This is a genomic window from Promicromonospora sp. NPDC023987 (assembly GCF_040639055.1).
In the GTDB taxonomy this organism is placed as follows: domain Bacteria; phylum Actinomycetota; class Actinomycetes; order Actinomycetales; family Cellulomonadaceae; genus Promicromonospora.
This window is the reverse complement of the sequence record NZ_JBEZZF010000045.1, coordinates 26,475-48,531: the sequence shown is the minus strand read 5'-3', so window position 1 is coordinate 48,531 and position 22,057 is coordinate 26,475. Positions and strand designations below refer to the sequence as shown.

Below are 22,057 nucleotides of genomic sequence, written 5' to 3'. Positions count from 1 at the left end.
CGGTGCCGTAGGTGTGCTCGTTGAGCTGGGACACCTGGTCGCGCACCGCGTCCGGGTACGCGTTCCAGCAGGCCTGGACCGACCTCGATGCGAACTGCCGACCTCGACGTCGGTGTGAGATAGGCCGCCGTCCCTGACCGTGTCGGCACGGGTTCAGCACGGTAAAGTGGTGGATGTCAGACTCCCTTTAATCCCGTCCCGTGAGGCGGAGAAGGAGGTCGCCAGATGAATCCTGGCAACCGCATGCCCGAATCCAGCGCCCCACCGAGCCAGTCGTCGGGCGCGGCCCCGAGTACGGACCCCGGCGTCGCCGCCGAGCGGACGGTGCTCGGCGAGGCCGACATCGCTCGGGCGCTGACCCGCATCGCCCACGAGATCGTGGAGCGGAACAAGGGCGCCGCCGACCTCCTCCTGCTCGGCATCCCGACGCGCGGCGTGCAGCTCGCGCACCGGCTGGCCGAGCGCCTCACGCAGATCGAGCCGACCTTCAGCGGTGAGTACGGCACGCTCGACGTGACCATGTACCGCGACGACCTGCGCAGGCAGCCCACGCGCGCCGTCGGGCAGACGGTCCTGCCGGGCAGCCTGGACGGCACGATCGACGACAAGGTGGTGGTCCTGGTGGACGACGTCCTGTTCTCCGGCCGCACCATCCGTGCGGCGCTCGACGCCCTGAACGACCTGGGCCGTCCCCGCGTGGTGCAGCTCGCCGCCCTGGTGGACCGCGGGCACCGCGAGCTGCCCATCCGCGCGGACTACGTGGGCAAGAACCTGCCCACGTCGCGCAGCGAGCGCGTGCGGGTCCGGCTGGCCGACGTCGACGGCGGTGTGGACGCCGTGGTGATCAGCTCGGTCTCGACAGGCTCCGGCGAGAGCGGGGGCGTGCGGTGAAGCACCTGCTGACCACCCAGGGCCTGTCCAAGGACGACGCGATCCTGCTGCTGGACACGTCCGCGCAGATGGCCGCCACCCAGTCCCGCGAGAACAAGAAGCTGCCGACGCTGCGCGGACGCACCGTCGTGAACCTGTTCTACGAGGACTCCACGCGCACCCGGATCTCGTTCGAGACGGCGGCCAAGCGGCTGTCCGCCGACGTCATCAACTTCTCGGCCAAGGGCTCCAGCGTCTCCAAGGGCGAGTCCCTGAAGGACACGGCGCTCACCCTGCACGCAATGGGCGCCGACGCCGTGGTGGTGCGCCACTCGGCCTCCGGCGCCGCGCACCAGCTGGCGCACGCCGGCTGGCTCGACGCCGGCGTGCTGAACGCGGGCGACGGCATGCACCAGCACCCCACGCAGGCGCTGCTGGACGCGTTCACGATCCGCAGGCACCTGGTGGGCAACGTCGGCGCCGACGGTCGCGGGCCCGGCACGTCCGTGGGCGCGGACCTGGCCGGGCTACGGATCGCGGTGGTGGGCGACGTGCTGCACTCGCGCGTGGCCCGCTCGAACGTGTACCTGCTGCGCACCCTCGGTGCCGAGGTGACCCTGGTCGCGCCCCCCACGCTGGTCCCGGTGGGGGTCGAGGAGTGGCCGTGCCGCGTCTCCTACCACCTGGACGAGACGCTCGAGCAGTGGCAGCCGGATGCGGTCATGATGCTGCGGGTGCAGCGTGAGCGGATGTCGGGCGGTTCGGGCTCGTTCTTCCCGAGCCCCATGGAGTACAGCCGTAAGTTCGGGTTCGACGCCCGCCGCCTCGCCGTGCTGCCCGACCACGCGATAGTGATGCACCCCGGCCCCATGAACCGGGGCCTGGAGATCTCGGCGGCGGCCGCCGACCACCCGCGCTCCGTGATCGTGGAGCAGGTGGCGAACGGCGTCGCCGTCCGGATGGCCGTCCTGTACCTGCTGCTCTCCGGCGACGACAGCGCCGGCACCGACGAGAGGAACACCCTGTGAGCACCCCCTCAACCACGGCCTACGTCCTGCGTGGGGTCCGTCCCTACGGCACGGACCCGGTCGACGTCGTGCTCGCCGACGGCGTGATCGCCGCGCTCGGCGCGCCCGGCACCGTCGAGGTGCCAGGTGACGCGACGGAGATCCAGGCCGAGGGGCAGGTGCTGCTGCCCGGGCTGGTCGACCTGCACACGCACCTGCGCGAGCCCGGCCGGGAGGACGCCGAGACGGTGTTCTCCGGCACCCGGGCCGCCGCCGCGGGCGGGTTCACCGCCGTGCACGCCATGGCGAACACGACGCCGACGCAGGACACCGCGGGCGTCGTCGAGCAGGTGTACCGCCTGGGCCAGGAGGCCGGCTGGGTGGACGTGCACCCGGTGGGCGCCGTGACGGTGGGCCTCGGCGGCGAGAAGCTCGCCGAGCTGGGCGCCATGGCCGACTCCGCCGCCCGCGTCCGCGTCTTCTCCGACGACGGCAAGTGCGTGCACGACCCGGTCCTGATGCGCCGCGCGCTGGAGTACGTCAAGGCGTTCGACGGCGTCGTGGCCCAGCACGCGCAGGAGCCGCGGCTGACCGAGGGCGCCCAGATGAACGAGGGCGTCGTCTCCGCGCAGATCGGCCTGACCGGCTGGCCCGCGGTCGCCGAGGAGTCGATCATCGCGCGCGACGTGCTGCTCGCCGAGCACGTGGGCTCGCGCCTGCACGTGTGCCACCTGTCCACCGCGGGGTCCGTGGAGATCATCCGCTGGGCCAAGGGCCGTGGGATCGACGTGACCGCCGAGGTGACGCCGCACCACCTGGTCCTGACCGACGACCTCGCCCGCGACTACGACCCGGTGTTCAAGGTGAACCCGCCGCTGCGCACCGCGAAGGACGTCGAGGCGGTCCGCGAGGGCCTGGCCGACGGCACCATCGACATCGTCGCCACCGACCACGCCCCGCACCCGGTCGAGGACAAGGACTGCGAGTGGTCGTCGGCCGCGTTCGGCATGACCGGCCTGGAGACCGCGCTGTCGGTCGTGCAGCGGACGATGGTCGACACCGGCCGCATGACCTGGGCCGACGTCGCCCGCGTGCTCTCGGAGAACCCGGCCCGCATCGGCCGGATCACGCAGAGCCAGGGCCGCCCCGTCGCAGTGGGGGAGCCCGCGAACCTGACCCTGGTCGACCCGGCCGCCACCCGCGCGATCGAGGGCCGCACCCAGGTCACGGCCAGCGACAACACGCCGTTCGCCGGCATGGAGCTGCCGGGCCGCGTGGTCGCGACGTTCCTGCGCGGCCGGGCCACGGTCCTCGACGGCGCGGTCGTCGACGGCAAGAGCCTCGAAGGAGCCACCCGATGAAGATCCTCGCCGTCGCCCTGCTGGTCGCGCTCGCGATCTTCCTGGTGCTGTACGTGACCCTGATCGGCCGACGCCGGCTCGCGCAGCGCACCACGACCCTCGTGCCCCGGCCCCCGGCGGTGCCCGGCGCGAACGGGCCCGCCGACGGAGGCGCAGGAGTGGGCTCCGTCCGGTTCGGGCCGCTCGAGGCGGTCTACGTGTCCACCACGCTGCACGGCGACTGGCTCGCCCGCGTCGGCGCGCACGGCCTGGGGGACCGGTCGAACGCGCTCGTGTCCGTTCATGAAGGCGGTGTCCTGGTCGAGCGCGACGGCACCGAGGACCTCTGGGTGCCCGTGCACGCGATCCGCAGCGCGAGCCTCGCCCCTGGCATGGCGGGCAAGTACGTCGGCGCCGACGGCCTCGTCGTCCTCACCTGGGCGGTCCCAGCGGCCGACGACGTCGCGGCGGCCCTCGTCGACACCGGACTGCGCACCCGACGCGCCGAGGACCGCGGCGGGCTCGTCGACGCGGTCCGCCACCTGCTCGCCGCCCAGCAGCCCGCCCAGGCACAGCAGCACCCCCAGCAGCACCCGCACCAGCAGGACCCGCACCAGCAGGAGGCCCGGTGACCATCCCGATGACACCCGCAGCTACGTCCACCGCCACACCCGCAGCACTGGTACTCGAGGACGGCACCACGTACCGCGGCCGGGCGTACGGCGCCACCGGCACCACGTTCGGGGAGATCGTGTTCTCCACCGGCATGACCGGCTACCAGGAGACGCTGACCGACCCGTCCTACCACCGGCAGATCGTCGTCATGACGGCCCCGCACATCGGTAACACCGGTGTCAACGACGAGGACCCGGAGTCGGGCCAGATCTGGGTCTCCGGCTACGTGGTCCGCGACCCCGCGCGGCGCGTGTCGAGCTGGCGCGCGCAGCACTCGCTGGGCGAGGAGCTCGCCCAGCAGGGCATCGTCGGCATCTCCGACGTCGACACCCGTGCGCTGACCCGTCGCCTGCGCGAGGAGGGCGTGATGCGCGCGGGCATCTTCTCAGGCGACGACCTCGTACGCGGCGGCTACCCGCGGCCCGTCGAGGAGCTCGTGGCCCAGGTGCAGGCGTCCCCGCAGATGGCCGGCGCCGACCTGGCCCGCGAGGTCTCCACGACCGAGGCCTACACCGTCGAGCCGAAGGGCGAGTGGCTGGAGAACAACCCCGGCAAGGCCCCTGTCGCCACGGTGGTCGCCGTCGACCTCGGCATCAAGACCATGACACCGGTGCGGCTCGCCGAGCGCGGCGTGCGCGTCGTCGTCGTGCCGCAGGCCTCCACCATCGCCGACATCGAGGCCGCCCTGCCCGACGACGGCACGCCCGCCGGGGTGTTCTTCTCCAACGGCCCCGGCGACCCGAGCGCGTCCAAGCACGAGATCGAGCTGCTGCGCGCCGTCCTGGACCGCAAGATCCCGTTCTTCGGTATCTGCTTCGGCAACCAGCTCCTGGGCCGGGCCCTGGGCTACGGCACCTACAAGCTCGGCTACGGGCACCGCGGCATCAACCAGCCCGTGCTCGACCGCACCACCGCCAAGGTGGAGGTCACCGCCCACAACCACGGCTTCGCCGTCGACGCGCCGCTCGACGACGCGGGTTCCACGGCCCCGCACGACGGTGGCCGCTACGGCCGGGTCGTCGTCTCCCACATCGGGCTGAACGACCGCGTCGTCGAGGGCCTGACCTGCCTCGACCTGCCCGCCTTCTCGGTGCAGTACCACCCCGAGGCGGCCGCGGGCCCGCACGACGCCGCCTACCTGTTCGACCGGTTCGTCGGCCTCCTGACGAACCCGGCGGCCTGGCCCCCGGCCATCACGTCCCAGCACGCAGCACCTCAGCTCAACACCGAGGAGAACCACTGATGCCTCGCCGTTCCGACATCTCTTCGGTACTGGTCATCGGGTCCGGCCCGATCGTCATCGGCCAGGCCTGCGAGTTCGACTACTCCGGCACGCAGGCCTGCCGGGTGCTTCGCGAGGAGGGCCTGCGGGTCGTCCTGGTCAACTCCAACCCGGCCACGATCATGACCGACCCCGAGTTCGCGGACGCCACGTACGTGGAGCCCATCACCACCGAGGTCCTCACCACGATCATCGCCAAGGAGCGCCCCGACGCCCTGCTGCCCACCCTGGGCGGGCAGACGGCGCTCAACGCGGCCATCGCGCTCGACGAGGCCGGGGTGCTCGAGAAGTACGGCGTCGAGCTCATCGGCGCGAACATCCCCGCCATCCAGAAGGGCGAGGACCGCCAGCAGTTCAAGGACGTCGTCGCCAAGTGCGGCGGAGAGTCGGCCCGCTCCGAGATCGTGCACTCCATCGAGGAGGCGCTGAAGGCCGCCGAGATCCTCGGCTACCCGATGGTCGTGCGCCCGTCGTTCACCATGGGCGGCCTCGGCTCCGGCCTCGCCTACGACGAGGCGGACCTGCACCGCATCGTCGGCCAGGGCCTGCACTACTCGCCCACCACGGAGGTCCTCCTGGAGGAGTCCATCCTCGGGTGGAAGGAGTACGAGCTGGAGCTGATGCGCGACAAGGACGACAACGTCGTGGTCGTCTGCTCCATCGAGAACGTGGACCCCGTCGGGGTGCACACCGGCGACTCGGTCACCGTGGCCCCCGCGATGACGCTGACCGACCGCGAGTACCAGAAGCTCCGGGACATCGGCATCGCCGTGATCCGCGAGGTCGGCGTCGACACCGGTGGCTGCAACATCCAGTTCGCCATCGACCCCGCCGACGGGCGCGTCATCGTCATCGAGATGAACCCCCGCGTGTCCCGCTCCTCGGCGCTGGCCTCGAAGGCGACCGGCTTCCCGATCGCGAAGATCGCCGCGAAGCTCGCCGTCGGCTACACGCTGGACGAGATCCCGAACGACATCACCAAGGTCACCCCCGCGAGCTTCGAGCCCACGCTCGACTACGTGGTCGTGAAGGTCCCGCGGTTCGCGTTCGAGAAGTTCCCGGCCGCCGACGACACCCTCACCACGACCATGAAGTCCGTGGGTGAGGCCATGGCGCTGGGCCGCAACTTCACCGAGGCGCTCGGCAAGGCCCTGCGCTCGATCGACAAGGGCGGCGTGACGTTCCACTGGGACGGCGCCGCCCCGGCCGGCGAGGAGCTGGCGACGCTGCTCAAGGAGATCGAGCGGCCGACCGAGCAGCGGCTCGTCCAGGTGCAGCAGGCGCTGCGCGCCGTGGCGACCGGTGCCGCCACGCTCGAGCAGGTCTTCGACGCCACCAAGATCGACCCGTGGTTCCTGGACCAGATCGAGCTCGTCAACGAGGTAGCGGCCGAGGTCGCGGCCGCGCCCACCGTCACGCAGGACGTGCTGCGGCACGCCAAGCGGCACGGCCTGTCCGACGCCCAGATCGCGCGGCTGCGCGGCATGGGCTCCTCCGGCGAGGTCACGGTCCGTGAGCTCAGGCACGCCCTGGGCGTTCGCCCCGTCTACAAGACCGTGGACACCTGCGCGGCCGAGTTCGAGGCCAAGACCCCGTACCACTACTCGAGCTACGACTCCGAGACCGAGGTGGCGCCCCGCGAGCGCGAGGCCGTGATCATCCTCGGCTCCGGGCCCAACCGCATCGGGCAGGGCATCGAGTTCGACTACTCGTGCGTGCACGCGACCCTCGCGCTGGCGGACCGGTACGAGACCGTCATGGTGAACTGCAACCCGGAGACCGTCTCGACGGACTACGACACGTCCGACCGGCTGTACTTCGAGCCGCTGACCTTCGAGGACGTCCTGGAGGTCTACCAGGCCGAGCTCGCCGCCGGGCCCGTCAAGGGCATCATCGTGCAGCTCGGCGGGCAGACGCCGCTGGGCCTCGCGCGGCGGCTGGCCGAGGCCGGCCTGCCGATCCTCGGCACCAGCCCCGAGGCGATCGACGCGGCCGAGGACCGCGGCATCTTCGGTCAGGTCCTGCTGGACGCCGGCCTGCCCGCACCGGCCTTCGGCACCGCGCGGTCGCTCGCCCAGGCGCGGGAGATCGCCGACCGCATCGGCTACCCGGTGCTCGTGCGCCCGTCGTACGTGCTGGGCGGTCGCGGCATGGAGATCGTCTACAGCGAGGACCAGCTCACCGGGTACGTGGAGCGCGCGCTCGCCGACGGCGCGGAGGCCGCCGCCCGCAACGGCGGCGCGCACGGCACGCTGGCCGCGCCGCTGCTGATCGACCGGTTCCTCGACGACGCGATGGAGATCGACGTCGACGCCCTGTTCGACGGCGAGGAGATGTTCCTCGGCGGCGTCATGGAGCACATCGAGGAAGCGGGCATCCACTCGGGCGACTCGGCGTGCGTGCTGCCGCCGGTGTCGCTGAGCGAGAGCGAGATCACCCGCATCCGCCGCTCCACCGAGGCCATCGCGCGCGGCGTCGGGGTGCGTGGCCTGCTGAACGTGCAGTACGCGCTGGTGAGCGACGTGCTGTACGTCCTGGAGGCCAACCCCCGCGCGTCGCGCACCGTGCCGTTCGTCTCCAAGGCGACGGGTACCCCGCTCGCCAAGGCGGCGGCGCGCGTGATGGTGGGCGACTCGATCGCCGACCTGCGGGCCGAGGGGATGCTCCCGGAGCACGACGGCGCGACGCTCGACCTGGGCGCGCCGCTGGCGGTCAAGGAGGCGGTGCTGCCGTTCAAGCGGTTCCGCACCCGTGAAGGCCTGGTCGTCGACTCGGTGCTCGGCCCGGAGATGCGCTCCACCGGCGAGGTCATGGGCTTCGACAAGGACTTCCCGCACGCGTTCGCGAAGTCGCAGGCAGCGGCGTTCGGCGGGCTGCCGACGTCGGGCACGGTGTTCGTGTCGGTGGCCGACAGCGACAAGCGGCACGTCGTCTTCCCGGTGAAGCGGCTGGTGGAGCTCGGGTTCAAGGTGCTGGCGACCGAGGGCACGGCCACCGTGCTGCGGCGCAACGGCATCGAGGCCACGGTGGTGCGCAAGCACACCGAGGGCCGCGGACCGGACGGCGAGCTCACGGTCGTTGGCCTCATCACCGAGGGCATGATCGACCTCGTGGTGAACTCGCCGTCGGGCCAGGGCGCCCGCGCGGACGGCTATGAGATCCGGGCGGCCACGACGGCGGCCGACAAGCCGATAGCGACCACGGTGGACCAGCTCGCGGCCGCGGTGCAGGGCATCGAGGCGGTGCTCGCCGGCCCGTTCGAGGTGGCGAGCCTGCAGGAGCACCAGGCGGCGACGGTGGCGCGGCTGGCTGAGGCAGCCAGGGTGGCGGCCACGGTGGCGGCGAACGCGTGAGCGGCGTCGAGCCCGACCCGGTGGTCGAGCCGCCTTCGGTGGTCGAGCCTGTCGAGACCCCGCCCTTCGGGGCCCGCCTGGCCGCCGCGATGGATGCCCACGGCCCGTTGTGCGTGGGCATCGACCCGCACGCGTCGCTCCTGCAGGCCTGGGACCTGCCCGACGACGTCGACGGCCTGCGTGAGTTCTCCCTGCGGGTCGTGGACGCGCTCGGGGGGAAGGTCGCGGCGCTCAAGCCGCAGTCGGCGTTCTTCGAGCGGCACGGCTCGCGCGGGCTGGCGGTGCTGGAGGAGGTCATCGCGGCGGCCGGCGCCTCGGGCACCGGCGGCACGGGCACGCTGACGATCGTGGACGCCAAGCGCGGTGACATCGGCTCGACGATGGGCGCCTACGCCGAGGCGTTCCTCGCGGACGGCTCGCCGCTGGCCGGTGACGCGCTCACGGTGTCGCCGTACCTCGGGTTCGGCTCCCTGCAGCCGGCGGTCGAGCTCGCCGCGGCCACGGGCCGGGGGCTGTTCGTGCTGTGCCTCACCTCCAACAAGGAGGGTTTCGAGGTGCAGCACGCGCGCACCGGCGGCCCGCAGGACACGGCCGGCGGCCCGGTCGTCGACGCGGTGCGGGGCGCAGCCGGTGGCACGGTCGCGGCCCTCCTGGCCGCGCGCGCGGCGGTGCTCAACGCGGGCGCCGAGCCCATGGGCTCCGTCGGGCTCGTGGTGGGCGCGACGATCGGCGACGCGGTCCGGGCCACGGGGACCGACCTGGTAGCGGTGAACGGTCCCCTCCTCGCCCCCGGTGTCGGCGCACAGGGCGCGGGGGAGCGGGAGCTCGCCACGACGTTCGGTGACGCTCGGCGCAACGTGCTGGCGTCGTCGTCCCGAGCGGTGCTCGCGGCCGGACCCGACCCGGACGCGCTGGTGAGCGCGGCACGCACCGCCGCGCGCGAGGCGCAGGCGGCGCTGCGCGCCTGACCAGCCTGCGCCGTCCTCGGCACAGCTCTCCCGGCCGGACCGTCCAGGTCCGGTCGGGAGAGCTTTCTCGGCTGTCGGCTACGGCGCGGTCTGCTCCAGGGTGAGGGCGAAGATCTTCAGCCTGGACTCGTCCGGCAGTGTGAGGGTGGCCGCCGTCCGGGACGGATCGAGCTCGTTCGCGCGGCTGAAGATGCTGACGGCGGGACCGTCCCGGCCCACCCCGGCGCGCAGCCGGTACGGGGCCCGGACCGCCACCCGTTCGCCGCTCTGTGCGCCCTGGGCCCAGTCGCTGACGGCGAGCGAGACCGTCTCGGTACTGCCGTCGGTGTAGGTGACCGTCGCTGTCTCGTCCACCGACCCGTTGGCGGCGGCCGCCAGCACGTGCAGGCGGTCCGACCTCAGGTCGGGCAGATCGATGGTCTTCCCGTCCGCGACCACTGTGTTGTCCGCGCCGTCGGCGCCGCTCGGGAACGCGTACGCCATCTCGGCCAACAGGGTGGTGCCGGCGGCCGGCAAGGTCTCGGCCGCGTAGCTCCAGCCCAGCCCGTCGAAGTTGCCGTCGCCGTCGTCGGCGGCGCTGGCGATGGAGTCGTGGTCGTGGTCGAGCTCGACCGGGCACGCGTCGTCGTCCTGCGCGCAACCGACCGACACCAGCTCCAGCTCCGAGGTCGTCACGGCCCGGCCGCCACCTTCCACGGCGAGCTCGAACCGGACGGTCCTGGTGCCGGGGCTCGCATCGTCCGCCAGCCGGACGGTGGGGCTGAGGTCGATCTGGGTCAGGCGGCCCCCGCTGGTCGCCTCGAACGGGGTCACGGTGCGGTCGCCGTCGACGACGGTGGTCAGGGTGCCCGCGACGGCACCAGGCTTCTGGACCACGGCCCGGACGCGGAAGTCGACCTCGGCGGGCCGCCCCGCGATGGCCACGGCGGACTGCGGGGAGCTCGCGACGCCGACCGAGCGCTCCACCGGTGCGGGCTCGCCCGGCAGGACCTTGCCCGGCGTACCGAGCACCGACAGGTCGACGGCACCCGCCATCGCTGCCAGGCCCGCCTCGCCGGGATGGAGGTGGTCGCCGCTGTCGTAGCGCGGCAGCATCCGCTGGGGGTCCTCGGGGTCACGGATCGTCTCGTCGAAGTCGACGACGGCATCGAGCTCGTCGCTGGTCCGGATCCAGTCGTTCACCGCCTGGCGGGTGGCCTCCTGCTCGGGGCTGTAGCTGTACCAGCCCTTGAACGGGGTGATGGTGCCGCCGATCACCGTCAGACCGGCGTCCCGGGAGTCGCGGGCGATCTGCCGGAGGCCCGCGATGATCTTGTCGGCGTCGAGCTGGTGGGGGTCCTGCTGGATGTCGTTGATACCCAGCAGCACGATCACGCTGCTGGCACCGGCCCGCTGCAGGACGTCGCGGTCGACGCGATCGGTGGCGCGTACGCCCGCGCCGTCGAGCAGCACCCGGTTCCCGCTGATGCCGGCGTTCAGCACGCCGATCCGGGCGAGGTCGCCGCCTTCCGCGCGCAGGCGTGCGGCGAGCACGTCGGGGTAGCGGTGATTCAGGTCCGGTCGGGAACCCACCCCGTCGGTGATCGAGTCCCCGAGGGTGACCACGGCGCCCGGGCTCTGTCCCGGCTCGACGTCGACCTCGGTCACGTAGTGCAGCGCGGTGGTGGTCTCGGTCAGGGCGCTGCCGTCAAGGCTGCCGGCATGGTCCGTCCCGTCGGTGGCGAAGTACGAGGTCGCGAGGCCCTCGGCGTGGTACGTGACTGGTCCGGAGGGTTCGGGCGTGAAGGTGGTGACGAAGAGGTCGGTCGCCGCGCCGAGACGCAGCGCGACCGGATCACTGTAGATCTCGGCCCCGGCGGGGATCGTGACCGCCGTGGTGCCGTCGAAGGTGACGTCGCGCAGGGTGCCCTCCGCGACGGCGGCCGATCCGGGCAGCCGCTGGATACCCACCGTGGTGTGCTCCACCAGGACCGGCTCGGTGCCGAACGCGTTGGACAGCTTCACCCGGACGCGATCGCCCCCGACGCTGGTGTGCACGAGGTTGCGGATCGTGAAACCCGCGAACCCGGCGGTACCGGTGCCGCCGTTCGGTGCCGCCGACCAGGTGCCGACCCAGGTCGGCCGCTCGGCGGAACCAGGCGGGTCCTGGGCCAGGGCGGCCGGCGGGCCGGCCAGGCCGCCGATGGCGAGGGCGGTGGAGACGGCGAACACCGCGGTGAAGGTTGCGGTGAACGAGGCGAGACGGGTCATCGATCTGCTGCTTCGGGGCACGCGGCACTCCTCTGGCCATGACATCGTTGTCAGTGTCGATGGACGGTACGGTGACGGTCGATCCTGCGTCAATGGGCCGTCCAGCCCGCCGCCGGTGGTTCCGATGTCAGCAACGGGCAAGGTCGAGGCCACGACGTGACCCTCGACGAGGTGCGCGAACCGCAGGCAAGGTGATCGGAAGTCCCGGGCCGGTTCCCGGTCGCCGAGGCGTCAACCGTCGCAATTGAGGGCCTTTTCGTGCGATATGTACTAAATGACTAAACGCGCGTCTGCATGAATTTTCACGAAGTGGCGTTCTGCGATTGCCGACCACTGAGCCGGTGGCTACTTTCGATGCAGCAGTTCACACCAGACCGGTTGCGGACCAGGTCACGGACTTGGGCATCGTGCCCGAGCGAGGACCACGGGCGTCCGGGTCAGGAGACCGGTCGAGACACGAGTAGGTGACTTGCGTGGCACTACCTCCACTCACACCCGAGCAGCGTGCGGCAGCACTCGAGAAGGCAGCCGAGGCGCGACGCGCGCGGGCAGAGATCAAGAACAAGCTCAAGTACTCGCAAGGGTCCCTCAAGGAGGTCATCGAGCAGGGGCAGCATGACGACGTCGTGGGCAAGTTCAAGGTCGTCAAGCTGCTCGAGGCACTGCCGGGGGTCGGTAAGGTTAAGGCCAAGGCGATCATGGAAGAGATCGGGATCGCCGAGACCCGCCGCGTCCGAGGCCTCGGACCGCACCAGTCCGCGGCGCTCATCGAGAGGTTTGGCTGAGATCAGTACGACACAACCCGCACGGCTGACCGTGCTCGCAGGCCCCACAGCAGTGGGCAAGGGCACGGTCTCCGCCGATGTGCGGGACCGTTATCCGCAGGTCTGGCTGTCCGTGTCGGCGACCACGAGGTCGCCGCGCCCGGGCGAGGTGGACGGAGTGCACTACCTGTTCGTGTCGCCGGAGGAGTTCGACCGCATGGTCGCCGACGGTGAGATGCTCGAATGGGCCGTCGTGCACGGTCGCAACCGCTATGGAACGCCGCGTCGGCAGGTCGAGCAGAAGCTCGCCGCCGGGGTGCCCGTCCTCCTGGAGATCGACCTCCAGGGTGCGCGCCAGGTGCGTTCCGCGGTCACGACCTCGGGCCTGGAGGCCCGATTCGTCTTCCTCGCCCCGCCGAGCTTCGACGAGCTGGTACGTCGGCTCGTGGGCCGCGGTACGGAGGACTCCGAGGAGCGTGAGCGTCGGCTCGCCACCGCCCGGGTCGAGCTCGCGGCGGAGAAGGAGTTCGACGTCACGATCGTGAACGACGACGTCCACCGCGCCACCGACGAGCTGGTCTCCGTCATGGGTGTGGGCTCTTCCACACCTGTCGCCGGCTAGGGCGGGCAGCTCGCCCGACACCTCCGAGCGACAGAGCAGGTAGACTCTTCCTTCGGACTTTCCCCCACTCACCTCAGACTTCTGGAGCTTCATCATGGCCGGAACCGTCGCCGCCCCCGAGGGCATCACCGACCCGCCGATCGACGAGCTGCTCGAGCGCATCGACTCGAAGTACGGCCTCGTGCTGTACGCGTCCATGCGTGCCCGTCAGATCAACGCGTACTACTCGCAGCTCAACGAGGGCCTCCTGGAGAACGTGGGTCCGCTCGTCGAGACCCGCAACCAGGAGAAGCCGCTCTCCATCGCGATGCGCGAGATCACCCAGGGCCTCCTCACGATCGAGGAGGTCGACCCGGCGGAGGTTCAGGCGCAGGCCGACGCCGCCGCGGCCGCGAAGGCCGAGCAGCCGCTGCCCGAGTTCCCGGCCTGACCAGGGCTCGACGCGCGGTACCTGAGCTTTCCTGATGGCTTTCTGATGAGCTTGTCGTCGAGCGTGCCGAAGGGCGACCACCGATGAGGATCCTCCTCGGCGTGAGCGGGGGGATCGCCGCGTACAAGGCGGTGCTCCTGCTGCGCCTGCTGCGCGAGCAGGGGCACGCCGTGCGGGTGGTCCCCACGCGTGCCGCCCTCGAGTTCGTGGGCGCGCCGACCTTCGAGGCGTTGTCGGGTGAGCCCGTCAGCACCGAGGTGTTCGACGACGTGCCCGGCGTACAGCACGTGGCGCTGGGCAAGGGCGCCGACCTCGTGATCGTCGCCCCGGCGACCGCCGACTTCATGGCGCGCGCCGTCGCCGGCCTCGCCGACGATCTGCTGACCACGACGCTGCTGGCGGCCCGCTGCCCGGTGGTGTTCGCTCCCGCGATGCACACCGAGATGTGGGACCACCCCGCGACGCGGGCGAACGTCGCCACCCTTCGCGAGCGGGGTGTGCACGTGATCGAGCCCGCAGCGGGTCGACTCACCGGCACCGACACGGGGCCGGGCCGGCTGCCCGACCCGGAGGACATCGCGCGCGAGGCGCTCTCCCTGGTCGACGCGCCGCCGACCGACCGTTCGCAGGTCGAGCCGGTGCCTCCGGTGGTCGAGCCTGTCGAGACCCAGGACCTGGCCGGTCGCCACGTCGTCGTGTCCGCCGGCGGCACCAGGGAGTCGATCGACCCGGTCCGGTTCATCGGTAACCGGTCGAGCGGGAGGCAGGGTGTCGCACTCGCTCAGGCGGCTGCCGCACGCGGCGCTCACGTGACCCTGGTGGCGGCCAACCTCGCGCAGGACGTGACCGACCAGGTACGGACCGGGGAGCGGCCCTGCGCCGTCGTGCAGGTCGAGTCCACCGCCGAGCTGCGTGACGCGGTCCGCACCGCCGGTGCGGACGCGGACGTCGTGGTGATGGCGGCGGCGGTGGCAGACTTCCGCCCGGCCGCCACGCCAGACGCCAAGATCAAGAAAGTGCCAGGGCAGGGCCCCGCGCCGATCGAGCTCGTCGAGAACCCGGACATCCTCGCGGAGCTGGCGCACGAGCGGCTGCGGTCCGGGCAGGTGGTGGTGGGCTTCGCCGCCGAGACGGGCGACGCCTCCGGGACCGTCCTCGAGCACGGTCGCGCCAAGGCCCGGCGCAAGGGCGCTGACCTGATCGCGGTCAACGCCGTCGGCTCCGGTCGCGGGTTCGGTACGGACGGCAACGAGGTCACGGTCCTGGACGGGGCCGGCGACGTCGTCGGACAGGCCGCCGGGTCCAAGCGTGAGGTGGCGGACGCCCTGTGGGACGCCGTCGTCAAGCTGCTGCCGCAGTAGTTCTCGGCCGGGCCGTGATCCCCGTCTCACCTTTCAGGATCGACTGTTCGCTGTGCGAGACCGTAGGCTGGTACCCATGAGCGAGCTGCGCCTTTTCACGTCCGAGTCCGTGACCGAGGGTCATCCGGACAAGGTCTGTGATCAGATCAGCGATGCCATCCTCGACGCCCTGCTGGAACAGGACCCGACGTCGCGGGTGGCGGTCGAGACCATGGTCACGACCGGCCTGGTGCACGTCGCCGGTGAGGTCACCACCGAGGCCTACGTCGAGATCCCGCAGATCGTGCGGGACGTGGTGCGCGGGATCGGCTACACGTCGTCGGCCATCGGGTTCGACGGCGACTCGTGCGGTGTCTCCGTGTCGATCGGCCAGCAGTCGCCCGACATCGCGCAGGGAGTCGACAAGGCCCTGGAGATGCGGGACGACACGGGCGACCTCGACCCCATGGACGCGCAGGGCGCGGGCGACCAGGGACTCATGTTCGGCTACGCGTCCGACGAGACGCCGTCCCTGATGCCCGTGGCCGGCTGGCTGGCGCACCGCCTCTCGGAGCGCCTGGCCGCCGTGCGCAAGTCGGGCGAGCTGCTGGGCCTGCGCCCGGACGGCAAGACCCAGGTGACCGTCGGGTACGACGGCGACCGCCCCGTCGCGATCGACACGGTGGTGCTCTCCACGCAGCACGACGCCGACGTCCAGCAGGAGAAGCTGCACGCCGAGGTGGCCGAGACCGTCATAGCCCCCGTGCTGGACGCCGCGGGCCTGGACTGGTCCGGCGCGCAGCAGTTCGTGAACCCGACCGGCAAGTTCGTGATCGGGGGGCCGCAGGGCGACGCGGGCCTGACGGGCCGCAAGATCATCGTCGACACGTACGGCGGCATGGCGCGGCACGGCGGCGGCGCGTTCTCGGGCAAGGACCCGTCCAAGGTGGACCGGTCCGCCGCGTACGCCATGCGCTGGGTGGCCAAGAACGTGGTCGCGGCAGGGCTGGCGCGGCGCTGCGAGGCACAGGTCGCCTACGCGATCGGCAAGGCGCACCCGGTCGGCCTCTACGTCGAGACCTTCGGCACCGAGACGGTGCCCGTCGAGCGGATCACGACAGCCATCCGCGAGGTGTTCGACCTGCGTCCCGCCGCCATCGTGCGCGACCTCGACCTGCTGCGGCCCATCTACCGCGCTACGTCGACCTACGGGCACTTCGGGCGCGACCTGCCCAGCTTCACGTGGGAGCGCACGGACCGCGTCGAGGACCTGCTGAGCCTCTTCTGACGGCTGCTGGCCCGCCGCGAGCGAGCTGTTCGGCGGTCGGCACCCTCGCTCGAGGTCGTGACCTTGCACCGAGGTCGGTCCAGGCCTGTGCCGACCTCGGTGCAAGGTGCCGACCTGGCTGCGAGCTGCCGACCCTGGCACGGCGCCCGGGGATGTCGGTGGCGCGTGGTGGGATAGGGACGTGAACGGGGACGTGGGGCAGGCGGTGTCGCCAGAGGAGGCTGCGCAGGACGAGGCTGTGCAGGACGGGTCTGTGCAGGACCAAGCCGTGCAGCACGAGGCCGTGCAGCAGGATGACCTACCTGACGGCGCTCTCCTGGGGCTCGACGAGGTGGGCGCGGCGCCCGCCCGTGGACGCGGCCGTGGCAAGAACCCGCTCGACAAGGCCGAGACCAACGGCGTCCCGATCAGCGAGACCCTTCCGGTGGCCCGGGTCGTGCTCGACCTGCAGCCCGCGCACCTCGACCAGGCGTACGACTATCTGGTCCCGGCCACGATGGCCGAGGAGGCCCAGCCCGGCGTCCGCGTCAAGGCGCGGTTCGGGCGGCAGGACGTCGCCGGGTACGTCGTGGCGCGCCAGGAGACCTCCGACCACGACGGCCGCCTCGTGCCGCTGCGCAAGGTGGTGTCCGGCGAGCAGGTGCTGACGCCGCAGGTGCTGGAGCTGTGCAGGGCGGTCGCGGACCGGTACGCCGGCACGCTCGCGGACGTGCTGCGCCTGGCCCTGCCTCCCCGCCACGCACGGGTGGAGAAGGAGCCGGCGCCCGAGCCGCCCGTACCGGACGTCGCCACCACGCCGCCGCAGTCCTCCGCGTGGGCCCCGTACCGCGGGGGAGAGGCGTACCTGCGCCGCATCCAGGCCGGCGAGGCACCGCGGGCCGTCTGGTCGGCGCTCTCGGGCGTGGGCACGGACACCGGTGCTGACAGGAGTACGGACACCGGTACCGAGGCGAGCCCCGCCTCAGGCTCCGACCCCGGCACAGGCCGTGCGGGCAGGGGCACACCGCACTGGGCCGCCGCCGTCGCGCAGGCCGTGCGGGCGTGCACCGCCGGCGGACGGGGCGTGCTCATGGTCGTGCCGGACGCCCGGGACGTGGCGCGCGTGAGCACGGCCCTGGAGGGCGCGGGGCTCGGTGCGGGCGACGTCGTGCGGCTCCTCGCCGACGACGGGCCAGCACCCCGCTACCGCGCGTTCCTGCGGGCGCTGCGCGGGACCGCGCGGGTGGTGGTGGGCACGCGGGCCGCGATGTTCGCTCCGGTCGCCGACCTCGGGCTGGTGGTCCTGTGGGGTGACGGCGAGGAGACGCTCGCCGAGCCGCACGCCCCGTACCCCCACGCCCGCGAGGTGCTGGCGCTCCGCGCGGAGCGGGAGGGCGCGGCGTTCCTGCTGGGATCGCCGGGCCGGACCGTGCAGGCGCAGGCGCTGCTGGCGTCCGGGTGGGCCCGCGAGCTCGCGGCGTCCCGGGACGTGGTGCGTTCCCGTGCGCCGCGCGTGCGGGCCCTGACGTCCGTGGAGCTCGCCCGGGACGGTGCCGCCGCGGCGGCCCGCCTGCCGTCGGCCGCCTGGAAGGCCGCCAGGGACGCGCTCGAGCACGGCCCCGTGCTGGTGCAGGTGCCCCGGTCGGGCTACCTGCCCGTCGTGGCGTGCTCACGGTGCCGGGTGGCGGCTCGCTGCGAGCACTGCCACGGCCCGCTGGGCCTGCCGCACGCCGACGGCGCACCGCAGTGCACCTGGTGCGGGCGGCTCGCGGGCGGCTGGCACTGCGCGGAGTGCGGCTGGACCGGCCTGCGGTCGGTGCGCGTCGGGTCGGCGCGCACCGCAGAGGAGCTCGGCCGCGCGTTCACGGGCGTACCGGTGCGGCTGTCGTCGGCGTCGGCCCCCGGCGGGGTGCTCGACGCCGTCCCGGCCACGCCGGCGCTCGTCGTGGCGACCCCCGGTGCCGAGCCGGTCGCCGAGACCGGGTACGCCACAGCGCTCCTGCTGGACGCCGCCGTGATGACGGGCGGCACGGGCCTCGCCGCCGGCACGGAGGCACTGCACCGGTGGCTGGCGGCCGCGTCGCTGGTGCGTCCCGGGCCACAGGGGCAGGTGCTGCTCGTGGGCGACGGCGCCCCGGGGCCGACGCAGGCCCTCGTGCGCTGGGACCCGGCAGGCTTCGCCGCGCGCGAGCTCGACGAGCGGGCCGAGCTGCACCTGCCCCCCGCCGTCCGGATCGCCGCCGTGACCGGGGACCGCACGGCGGTCGACGCCGTCGTCGCGCGCGTCGGGCTGCGCGAGGACCCGGGGACCGGTTCGGGCGTGCTGGGCCCGGTCGAGGTCGACCCCGACGCCACCGGCCGAGGACCGGCGGGCCGCGGCCCGGGAGCGCCGTCGGGCAGAGGCAGCGGTGCCGGAGCCGCCGTGCAGGCCCTGGACCTGCCCGTACGGACAGTGCTGCGCGTACCCCTTGGCCAGGGCGCCGAGCTGGCCCGTAGGCTCAAGGCGAGCCTTGCCGTCCGCTCCGCGCGTCGCGAGGGCGGCACGGTCCGTGTCCAGCTCGACCCCAAGGAGATCCTTTGACGACCAGCCCCGTGACCCCGCCCGCAGAAGACCGCCCGACGATCGACACCGTCGTGTACGACTTCGGCAACGTCCTGATCGGCTGGGACCCCTTCGGCCCGTACGAGGGCCGGCCCCGGGCCGAGATCGAAGCCTTCTTCGAGGCCGTGGACTTCGCCTCGATCAACCACGCCGCCGACGCAGGGACCCCCTACGCGGTACTGCTCGAGCGCGTGGAGCGGACCCGCCCGGACCTGGTGGACGACCTGCGCCGGTACGTGGAGCACTACGAGCTGTCACTGATCGGGCCGATCGACGGGTCCGCCGAGCTGGTCGCCGAGCTGAAGGGCCTCGGGCTGCGACTGTACGGGCTGACGAACTGGCAGGCCGAGACCTTCCACAGCGCCGAGCCCGCCGCACCCGCGATCGGGCTCATGGAGGACGTCATCGTGTCCGGCCGCGAAGGCATGGCCAAGCCCGACCGCCGCATCTTCGAGCTGGTCGTCGAGCGCTTCGGCGTCGACCCGGCCCGCGCCGTGTTCATCGACGACAAGGACGTCAACGTGGACGCCGCGCGCGGCGTCGGCTTCCACGGCGTGGTCTTCACGACCACCGAGGCCCTCCGCAAGGACCTCCGAGCGCTGGGGCTCCCGGTGGCCGAGTAGCCACGACGCGGTGCGGGCAGCCGCAGGGCCCCCGGAGGGTGACCGATCCGACGCCGGGCCGGCCGAGGCCCAGGCAGCCGCACCGAAAGCGCACACCTAGACTGGCTGAGTGCGTCTTCTCTTCGCAGGAACCCCCGAACCCGCCGTCGCCTCGCTCGAGGCACTCATCGCCTCACGCCACGAGGTCGTCGCCGTCCTGACCCGCGCCGACGCGCCGTCGGGCCGCGGCCGCAAGCTCACGCAGAGCCCCGTGCGCGCCCGCGCGGAGGAGGCCGGCATCCCGGTGCTCACCGACGTCCCGCGCGGCGACGAGTTCATCGCACGCCTGCGGGACCTCGAGATCGACGCCGCGCCCGTCGTCGCCTACGGGCACATCCTGCGCCCCGCCGTCCTCGCGGTGCCCCAACTCGGCTGGATCAACCTGCACTTCTCCGTGCTGCCCGCCTGGCGCGGAGCCGCACCCGTACAGCGCGCCGTGATCGCCGGCGACCAGGTCACCGGCGCCACCACGTTCCTGCTCGACGAAGGCATGGACACCGGCCCCGTGCTCGGCACCGCCACCGAGACCATCCGGCCCACCGACACCTCCGGCGACCTCCTCGGCCGCCTCGCCGTCTCCGGCGCCGAGCTCCTCGTCGCCACCCTCGACGCCCTGGAGGACGGCACCCTCCACCCCCAGGCCCAGCCAGCCGACGGCATCTCCGTCGCCCCCAAGCTCACCACCGACGACGCCCGCGTCACCTGGACGGCCCCGGCGCTCGCGGTCGACCGCCTCGTGCGCGGCTGCACGCCGGCACCCGGCGCGTGGACGGTGCTGCCGGACGGCTCCCGACTGGGGCTCGGCCCCGTCGCGCCGCGCCCGGAGGTCGTCGACCTGCGGCCGGGCGAGGTGCGCGCGCTCAAGCACGAGGTCCTGGTCGGGACGGCCACGCACGCCGTCGCGCTCGGCGAGGTGCGACCTGTCGGGAAGAAGGCGATGCCCGCACCTGACTGGGCCCGTGGCGCCGGGCGCCCGCTCGTCGAGGCGGGTCTCGTGCTCGGTGGCTCCACGACCGGCGCGACGGAGGTGTCGGCATGAGCGGGTACGAGGCAGACCGCGGCGACGGCGGCCCCGAGCGCGGCGGCCCGGGCGGCGGCCGGAGCTTCGACGACGACCGGCGCAACTCCTCCGGTCGTCAGCGTTCCGCGTCGCGCTCCCGGGGCGGCGACCGGTTCCGCACGTCGCAGGCGCCGTCGGAACGTCGCAAGCGCACCGACCCGGCCCGGATGGCCGCGTTCGACGTGCTGCGCGAGGTCGACGAGTCGGACGCGTACGCGAACCTGGTGCTGCCCCCGCTGCTGCGCGAGCGGCACATCCGCGGGCGTGACGCCGGGTTCGCGACCGAGCTGACCTACGGCACGCTGCGCCTGCGCGGCCGGTACGACGCCATCCTGTCCACCTGCGTGGACCGTCCGTTGCCCGGGCTGGACCCGGCGCTGCTCGACGTGCTGCGCCTCGGCGCGCACCAGGTGCTCGGCATGCGCGTCCCCGTGCACGCCGCCGTCTCCGAGACGGTGGGCCTCGCACGCAACCGCGTGGGCGCCGGACCCGCGCAGATGGTGAACGCTGTGCTGCGCCGGGTCTCGGAGCGCCCACTCGACGAATGGATGGCAGGTCTCGAGAAGGAGGCGCCCGACGCCCTGACGGGCCTTGCGGCAACCGAGTCGCACCCGCTGTGGATCGCCCGCGCCATGCGCGAGGCGCTGGCGGGCAACGGCCGCGACGCCGACGAGATCGGTGACCTGCTGGCCGCGGACAACGTCCCGCCGCGCGTGACCCTGGTCGCCCGGCCCGGCCTCGTCGACGTGTCCGACGAGGCCGCCTGGGGCGACGCCGACCTGGTCGCCGGCCGCTGGGCGTCCACGGCGCTGCGTCTGGAGGGCTCCGACCCGTCCGGGATCCCCGCGGTCCGGGAGGGCCTGGCGGGCGTGCAGGACGAGGGCTCGCAGCTCGTGACCCTGGCGCTGGCCGGCGCGCCCCTGGAGGGCCGCGACGAGCGCTGGCTCGACCTGTGCGCCGGTCCTGGCGGCAAGGCGGCGCTGCTGGCGGCGCTGGCCGGCCGGCGCGGTGCCACGCTGGTCGCCAACGAGGTGGCGCCGCACCGTGCCCGCCTGGTGGAGAAGACCCTGGCGGCGATGCTCGACGGCGTGGTCGAGGAGGTGCGGACCGGCGACGGGCGCGAGGTCGGCGCCGACGAACCGGGCGCCTACGACCGCGTGCTCGTCGACGCGCCGTGCACCGGGCTGGGCGCGCTCCGCCGTCGGCCCGAGAGCCGGTGGCGGCGGACGCCGTCGGACCTCGCCGCGCTCACCGCGCTGCAGCGCGAGCTGCTCGCCTCGGCGCTGGACGCCGTGCGGCCCGGGGGAGTGGTGGCCTACGTGACGTGCTCCCCGCACCTCGCCGAGACGCAGCTCGTGGTGTCAGACGTCCTGAAGAAGCGCGACGACGTCGAGCGGCTCGACACGCCCGCCGCCGTGCGGTCGGTCGTGCGCGCGGGCGGGGCCGCCGACGAGATCCCCCTGGCGGACCGCGACGACGTGCAGCTCTGGCCGCACGTCCACGGGACGGACGCGATGCACCTGACGCTGCTGCGGCGCACGGCGTAGCGCGGACGGGTGCGAGGG

At 72.9% G+C, this 22,057-nt stretch carries 17 protein-coding genes; 16 read left to right on the top strand and 1 reads right to left on the bottom strand.

Annotated elements, in window-relative coordinates; genetic code table 11:
* Positions 1–225: 225 nt before the first annotated feature.
* Genes pyrR through pyrF form a run of 7 tightly spaced genes read left to right on the top strand, consistent with a single transcriptional unit; the run spans position 226 to position 9,495 of the window.
* Positions 226–891 carry a bifunctional pyr operon transcriptional regulator/uracil phosphoribosyltransferase PyrR gene (gene pyrR, locus AB0F40_RS18805; protein WP_357470827.1) on the top strand — a complete coding sequence of 222 codons (666 nt, stop codon included), beginning with the start codon at positions 226–228 and terminating at the stop codon, positions 889–891.
* On the top strand, positions 888–1,898 hold the full coding sequence (locus tag AB0F40_RS18800; protein WP_357470824.1) for an aspartate carbamoyltransferase catalytic subunit: 1,011 nt from the start codon (positions 888–890) through the stop codon (positions 1,896–1,898). The genes pyrR and AB0F40_RS18800 overlap by 4 nt, the downstream gene beginning before the upstream one ends.
* Complete coding sequence (locus tag AB0F40_RS18795; RefSeq protein WP_357470821.1) at positions 1,895–3,238, top strand: dihydroorotase; 1,344 nt, start codon at positions 1,895–1,897, stop codon at positions 3,236–3,238. Before AB0F40_RS18800 ends, AB0F40_RS18795 begins: the two co-directional genes overlap by 4 nt.
* A complete protein-coding gene (locus AB0F40_RS18790) occupies positions 3,235–3,849 on the top strand; it encodes a hypothetical protein (RefSeq protein WP_357470818.1) in 615 nt (204 codons plus the stop codon). Before AB0F40_RS18795 ends, AB0F40_RS18790 begins: the two co-directional genes overlap by 4 nt.
* A gap of 8 nt (positions 3,850–3,857) precedes the next feature.
* Positions 3,858–5,135 (top strand): glutamine-hydrolyzing carbamoyl-phosphate synthase small subunit, encoded by a 1,278-nt coding sequence (gene carA, locus AB0F40_RS18785; RefSeq protein WP_357470838.1) that lies wholly within the window; start codon positions 3,858–3,860, stop codon positions 5,133–5,135.
* A complete protein-coding gene (gene carB, locus AB0F40_RS18780) occupies positions 5,135–8,527 on the top strand; it encodes a carbamoyl-phosphate synthase large subunit (protein ID WP_357470815.1) in 3,393 nt (1,130 codons plus the stop codon). Before carA ends, carB begins: the two co-directional genes overlap by 1 nt.
* Before the next feature lie 20 nt (positions 8,528–8,547).
* A complete protein-coding gene (pyrF, locus tag AB0F40_RS18775) occupies positions 8,548–9,495 on the top strand; it encodes an orotidine-5'-phosphate decarboxylase (RefSeq protein WP_357470835.1) in 948 nt (315 codons plus the stop codon).
* A 78-nt stretch (positions 9,496–9,573) separates the two neighbouring features.
* On the opposite strand, the gene AB0F40_RS18770 is transcribed toward pyrF, so the two are convergent.
* Positions 9,574–11,745 (bottom strand): SGNH/GDSL hydrolase family protein, encoded by a 2,172-nt coding sequence (locus tag AB0F40_RS18770; protein WP_357470812.1) that lies wholly within the window; start codon positions 11,743–11,745, stop codon positions 9,574–9,576.
* Between the two features lie 473 nt (positions 11,746–12,218).
* Here AB0F40_RS18770 and mihF point away from each other — a divergent pair, with 473 nt between their 5' ends.
* From mihF to AB0F40_RS18725, 9 genes are all read left to right on the top strand, one after another.
* On the top strand, positions 12,219–12,530 hold the full coding sequence (mihF, locus tag AB0F40_RS18765) for an integration host factor, actinobacterial type (RefSeq protein WP_357470809.1): 312 nt from the start codon (positions 12,219–12,221) through the stop codon (positions 12,528–12,530).
* Positions 12,523–13,131: a guanylate kinase gene (gmk, locus tag AB0F40_RS18760; protein WP_357470806.1), complete on the top strand. Its 609-nt coding sequence runs from the start codon at positions 12,523–12,525 to the stop codon at positions 13,129–13,131. Before mihF ends, gmk begins: the two co-directional genes overlap by 8 nt.
* Before the next feature lie 94 nt (positions 13,132–13,225).
* Entirely contained in the window at positions 13,226–13,561 is a 336-nt protein-coding gene (rpoZ, locus tag AB0F40_RS18755) for a DNA-directed RNA polymerase subunit omega (protein WP_129788923.1), read from the top strand.
* Between the two features lie 83 nt (positions 13,562–13,644).
* On the top strand, positions 13,645–14,922 hold the full coding sequence (gene coaBC, locus AB0F40_RS18750; protein ID WP_357470803.1) for a bifunctional phosphopantothenoylcysteine decarboxylase/phosphopantothenate--cysteine ligase CoaBC: 1,278 nt from the start codon (positions 13,645–13,647) through the stop codon (positions 14,920–14,922).
* Between the two features lie 76 nt (positions 14,923–14,998).
* Positions 14,999–16,189: a methionine adenosyltransferase gene (gene metK / locus AB0F40_RS18745; RefSeq protein WP_357470800.1), complete on the top strand. Its 1,191-nt coding sequence runs from the start codon at positions 14,999–15,001 to the stop codon at positions 16,187–16,189.
* Between the two features lie 181 nt (positions 16,190–16,370).
* Complete coding sequence (locus AB0F40_RS18740) at positions 16,371–18,749, top strand: primosomal protein N' (protein WP_357470797.1); 2,379 nt, start codon at positions 16,371–16,373, stop codon at positions 18,747–18,749.
* Positions 18,746–19,393 (top strand): HAD family phosphatase, encoded by a 648-nt coding sequence (locus AB0F40_RS18735; RefSeq protein WP_357470794.1) that lies wholly within the window; start codon positions 18,746–18,748, stop codon positions 19,391–19,393. The genes AB0F40_RS18740 and AB0F40_RS18735 overlap by 4 nt, the downstream gene beginning before the upstream one ends.
* Positions 19,394–19,502: 109 nt before the next feature.
* Entirely contained in the window at positions 19,503–20,471 is a 969-nt protein-coding gene (gene fmt / locus AB0F40_RS18730) for a methionyl-tRNA formyltransferase (protein ID WP_357470791.1), read from the top strand.
* On the top strand, positions 20,468–22,039 hold the full coding sequence (locus AB0F40_RS18725) for a transcription antitermination factor NusB (RefSeq protein ID WP_357470788.1): 1,572 nt from the start codon (positions 20,468–20,470) through the stop codon (positions 22,037–22,039). Before fmt ends, AB0F40_RS18725 begins: the two co-directional genes overlap by 4 nt.
* The last annotated feature ends 18 nt before the right edge of the window (positions 22,040–22,057 follow it).

Bases quoted from the DNA above. Each gene is read 5' to 3' on its own strand.
- carB (WP_357470815.1), top strand. From the start codon at position 5,135: ATGCCTCGCCGTTCCGACATCTCTTCGGTACTGGTCATCGGGTCCGGC.
- pyrR (WP_357470827.1), top strand. From the start codon at position 226: ATGAATCCTGGCAACCGCATGCCCGAATCCAGCGCCCCACCGAGCCAG.
- AB0F40_RS18770 (WP_357470812.1), bottom strand. From the start codon at position 11,745: ATGACCCGTCTCGCCTCGTTCACCGCAACCTTCACCGCGGTGTTCGCC.
- carA (WP_357470838.1), top strand. From the start codon at position 3,858: ATGACACCCGCAGCTACGTCCACCGCCACACCCGCAGCACTGGTACTC.
- coaBC (WP_357470803.1), top strand. From the start codon at position 13,645: ATGAGGATCCTCCTCGGCGTGAGCGGGGGGATCGCCGCGTACAAGGCG.
- AB0F40_RS18725 (WP_357470788.1), top strand. From the start codon at position 20,468: ATGAGCGGGTACGAGGCAGACCGCGGCGACGGCGGCCCCGAGCGCGGC.
- rpoZ (WP_129788923.1), top strand. From the start codon at position 13,226: ATGGCCGGAACCGTCGCCGCCCCCGAGGGCATCACCGACCCGCCGATC.
- AB0F40_RS18790 (WP_357470818.1), top strand. From the start codon at position 3,235: ATGAAGATCCTCGCCGTCGCCCTGCTGGTCGCGCTCGCGATCTTCCTG.
- metK (WP_357470800.1), top strand. From the start codon at position 14,999: ATGAGCGAGCTGCGCCTTTTCACGTCCGAGTCCGTGACCGAGGGTCAT.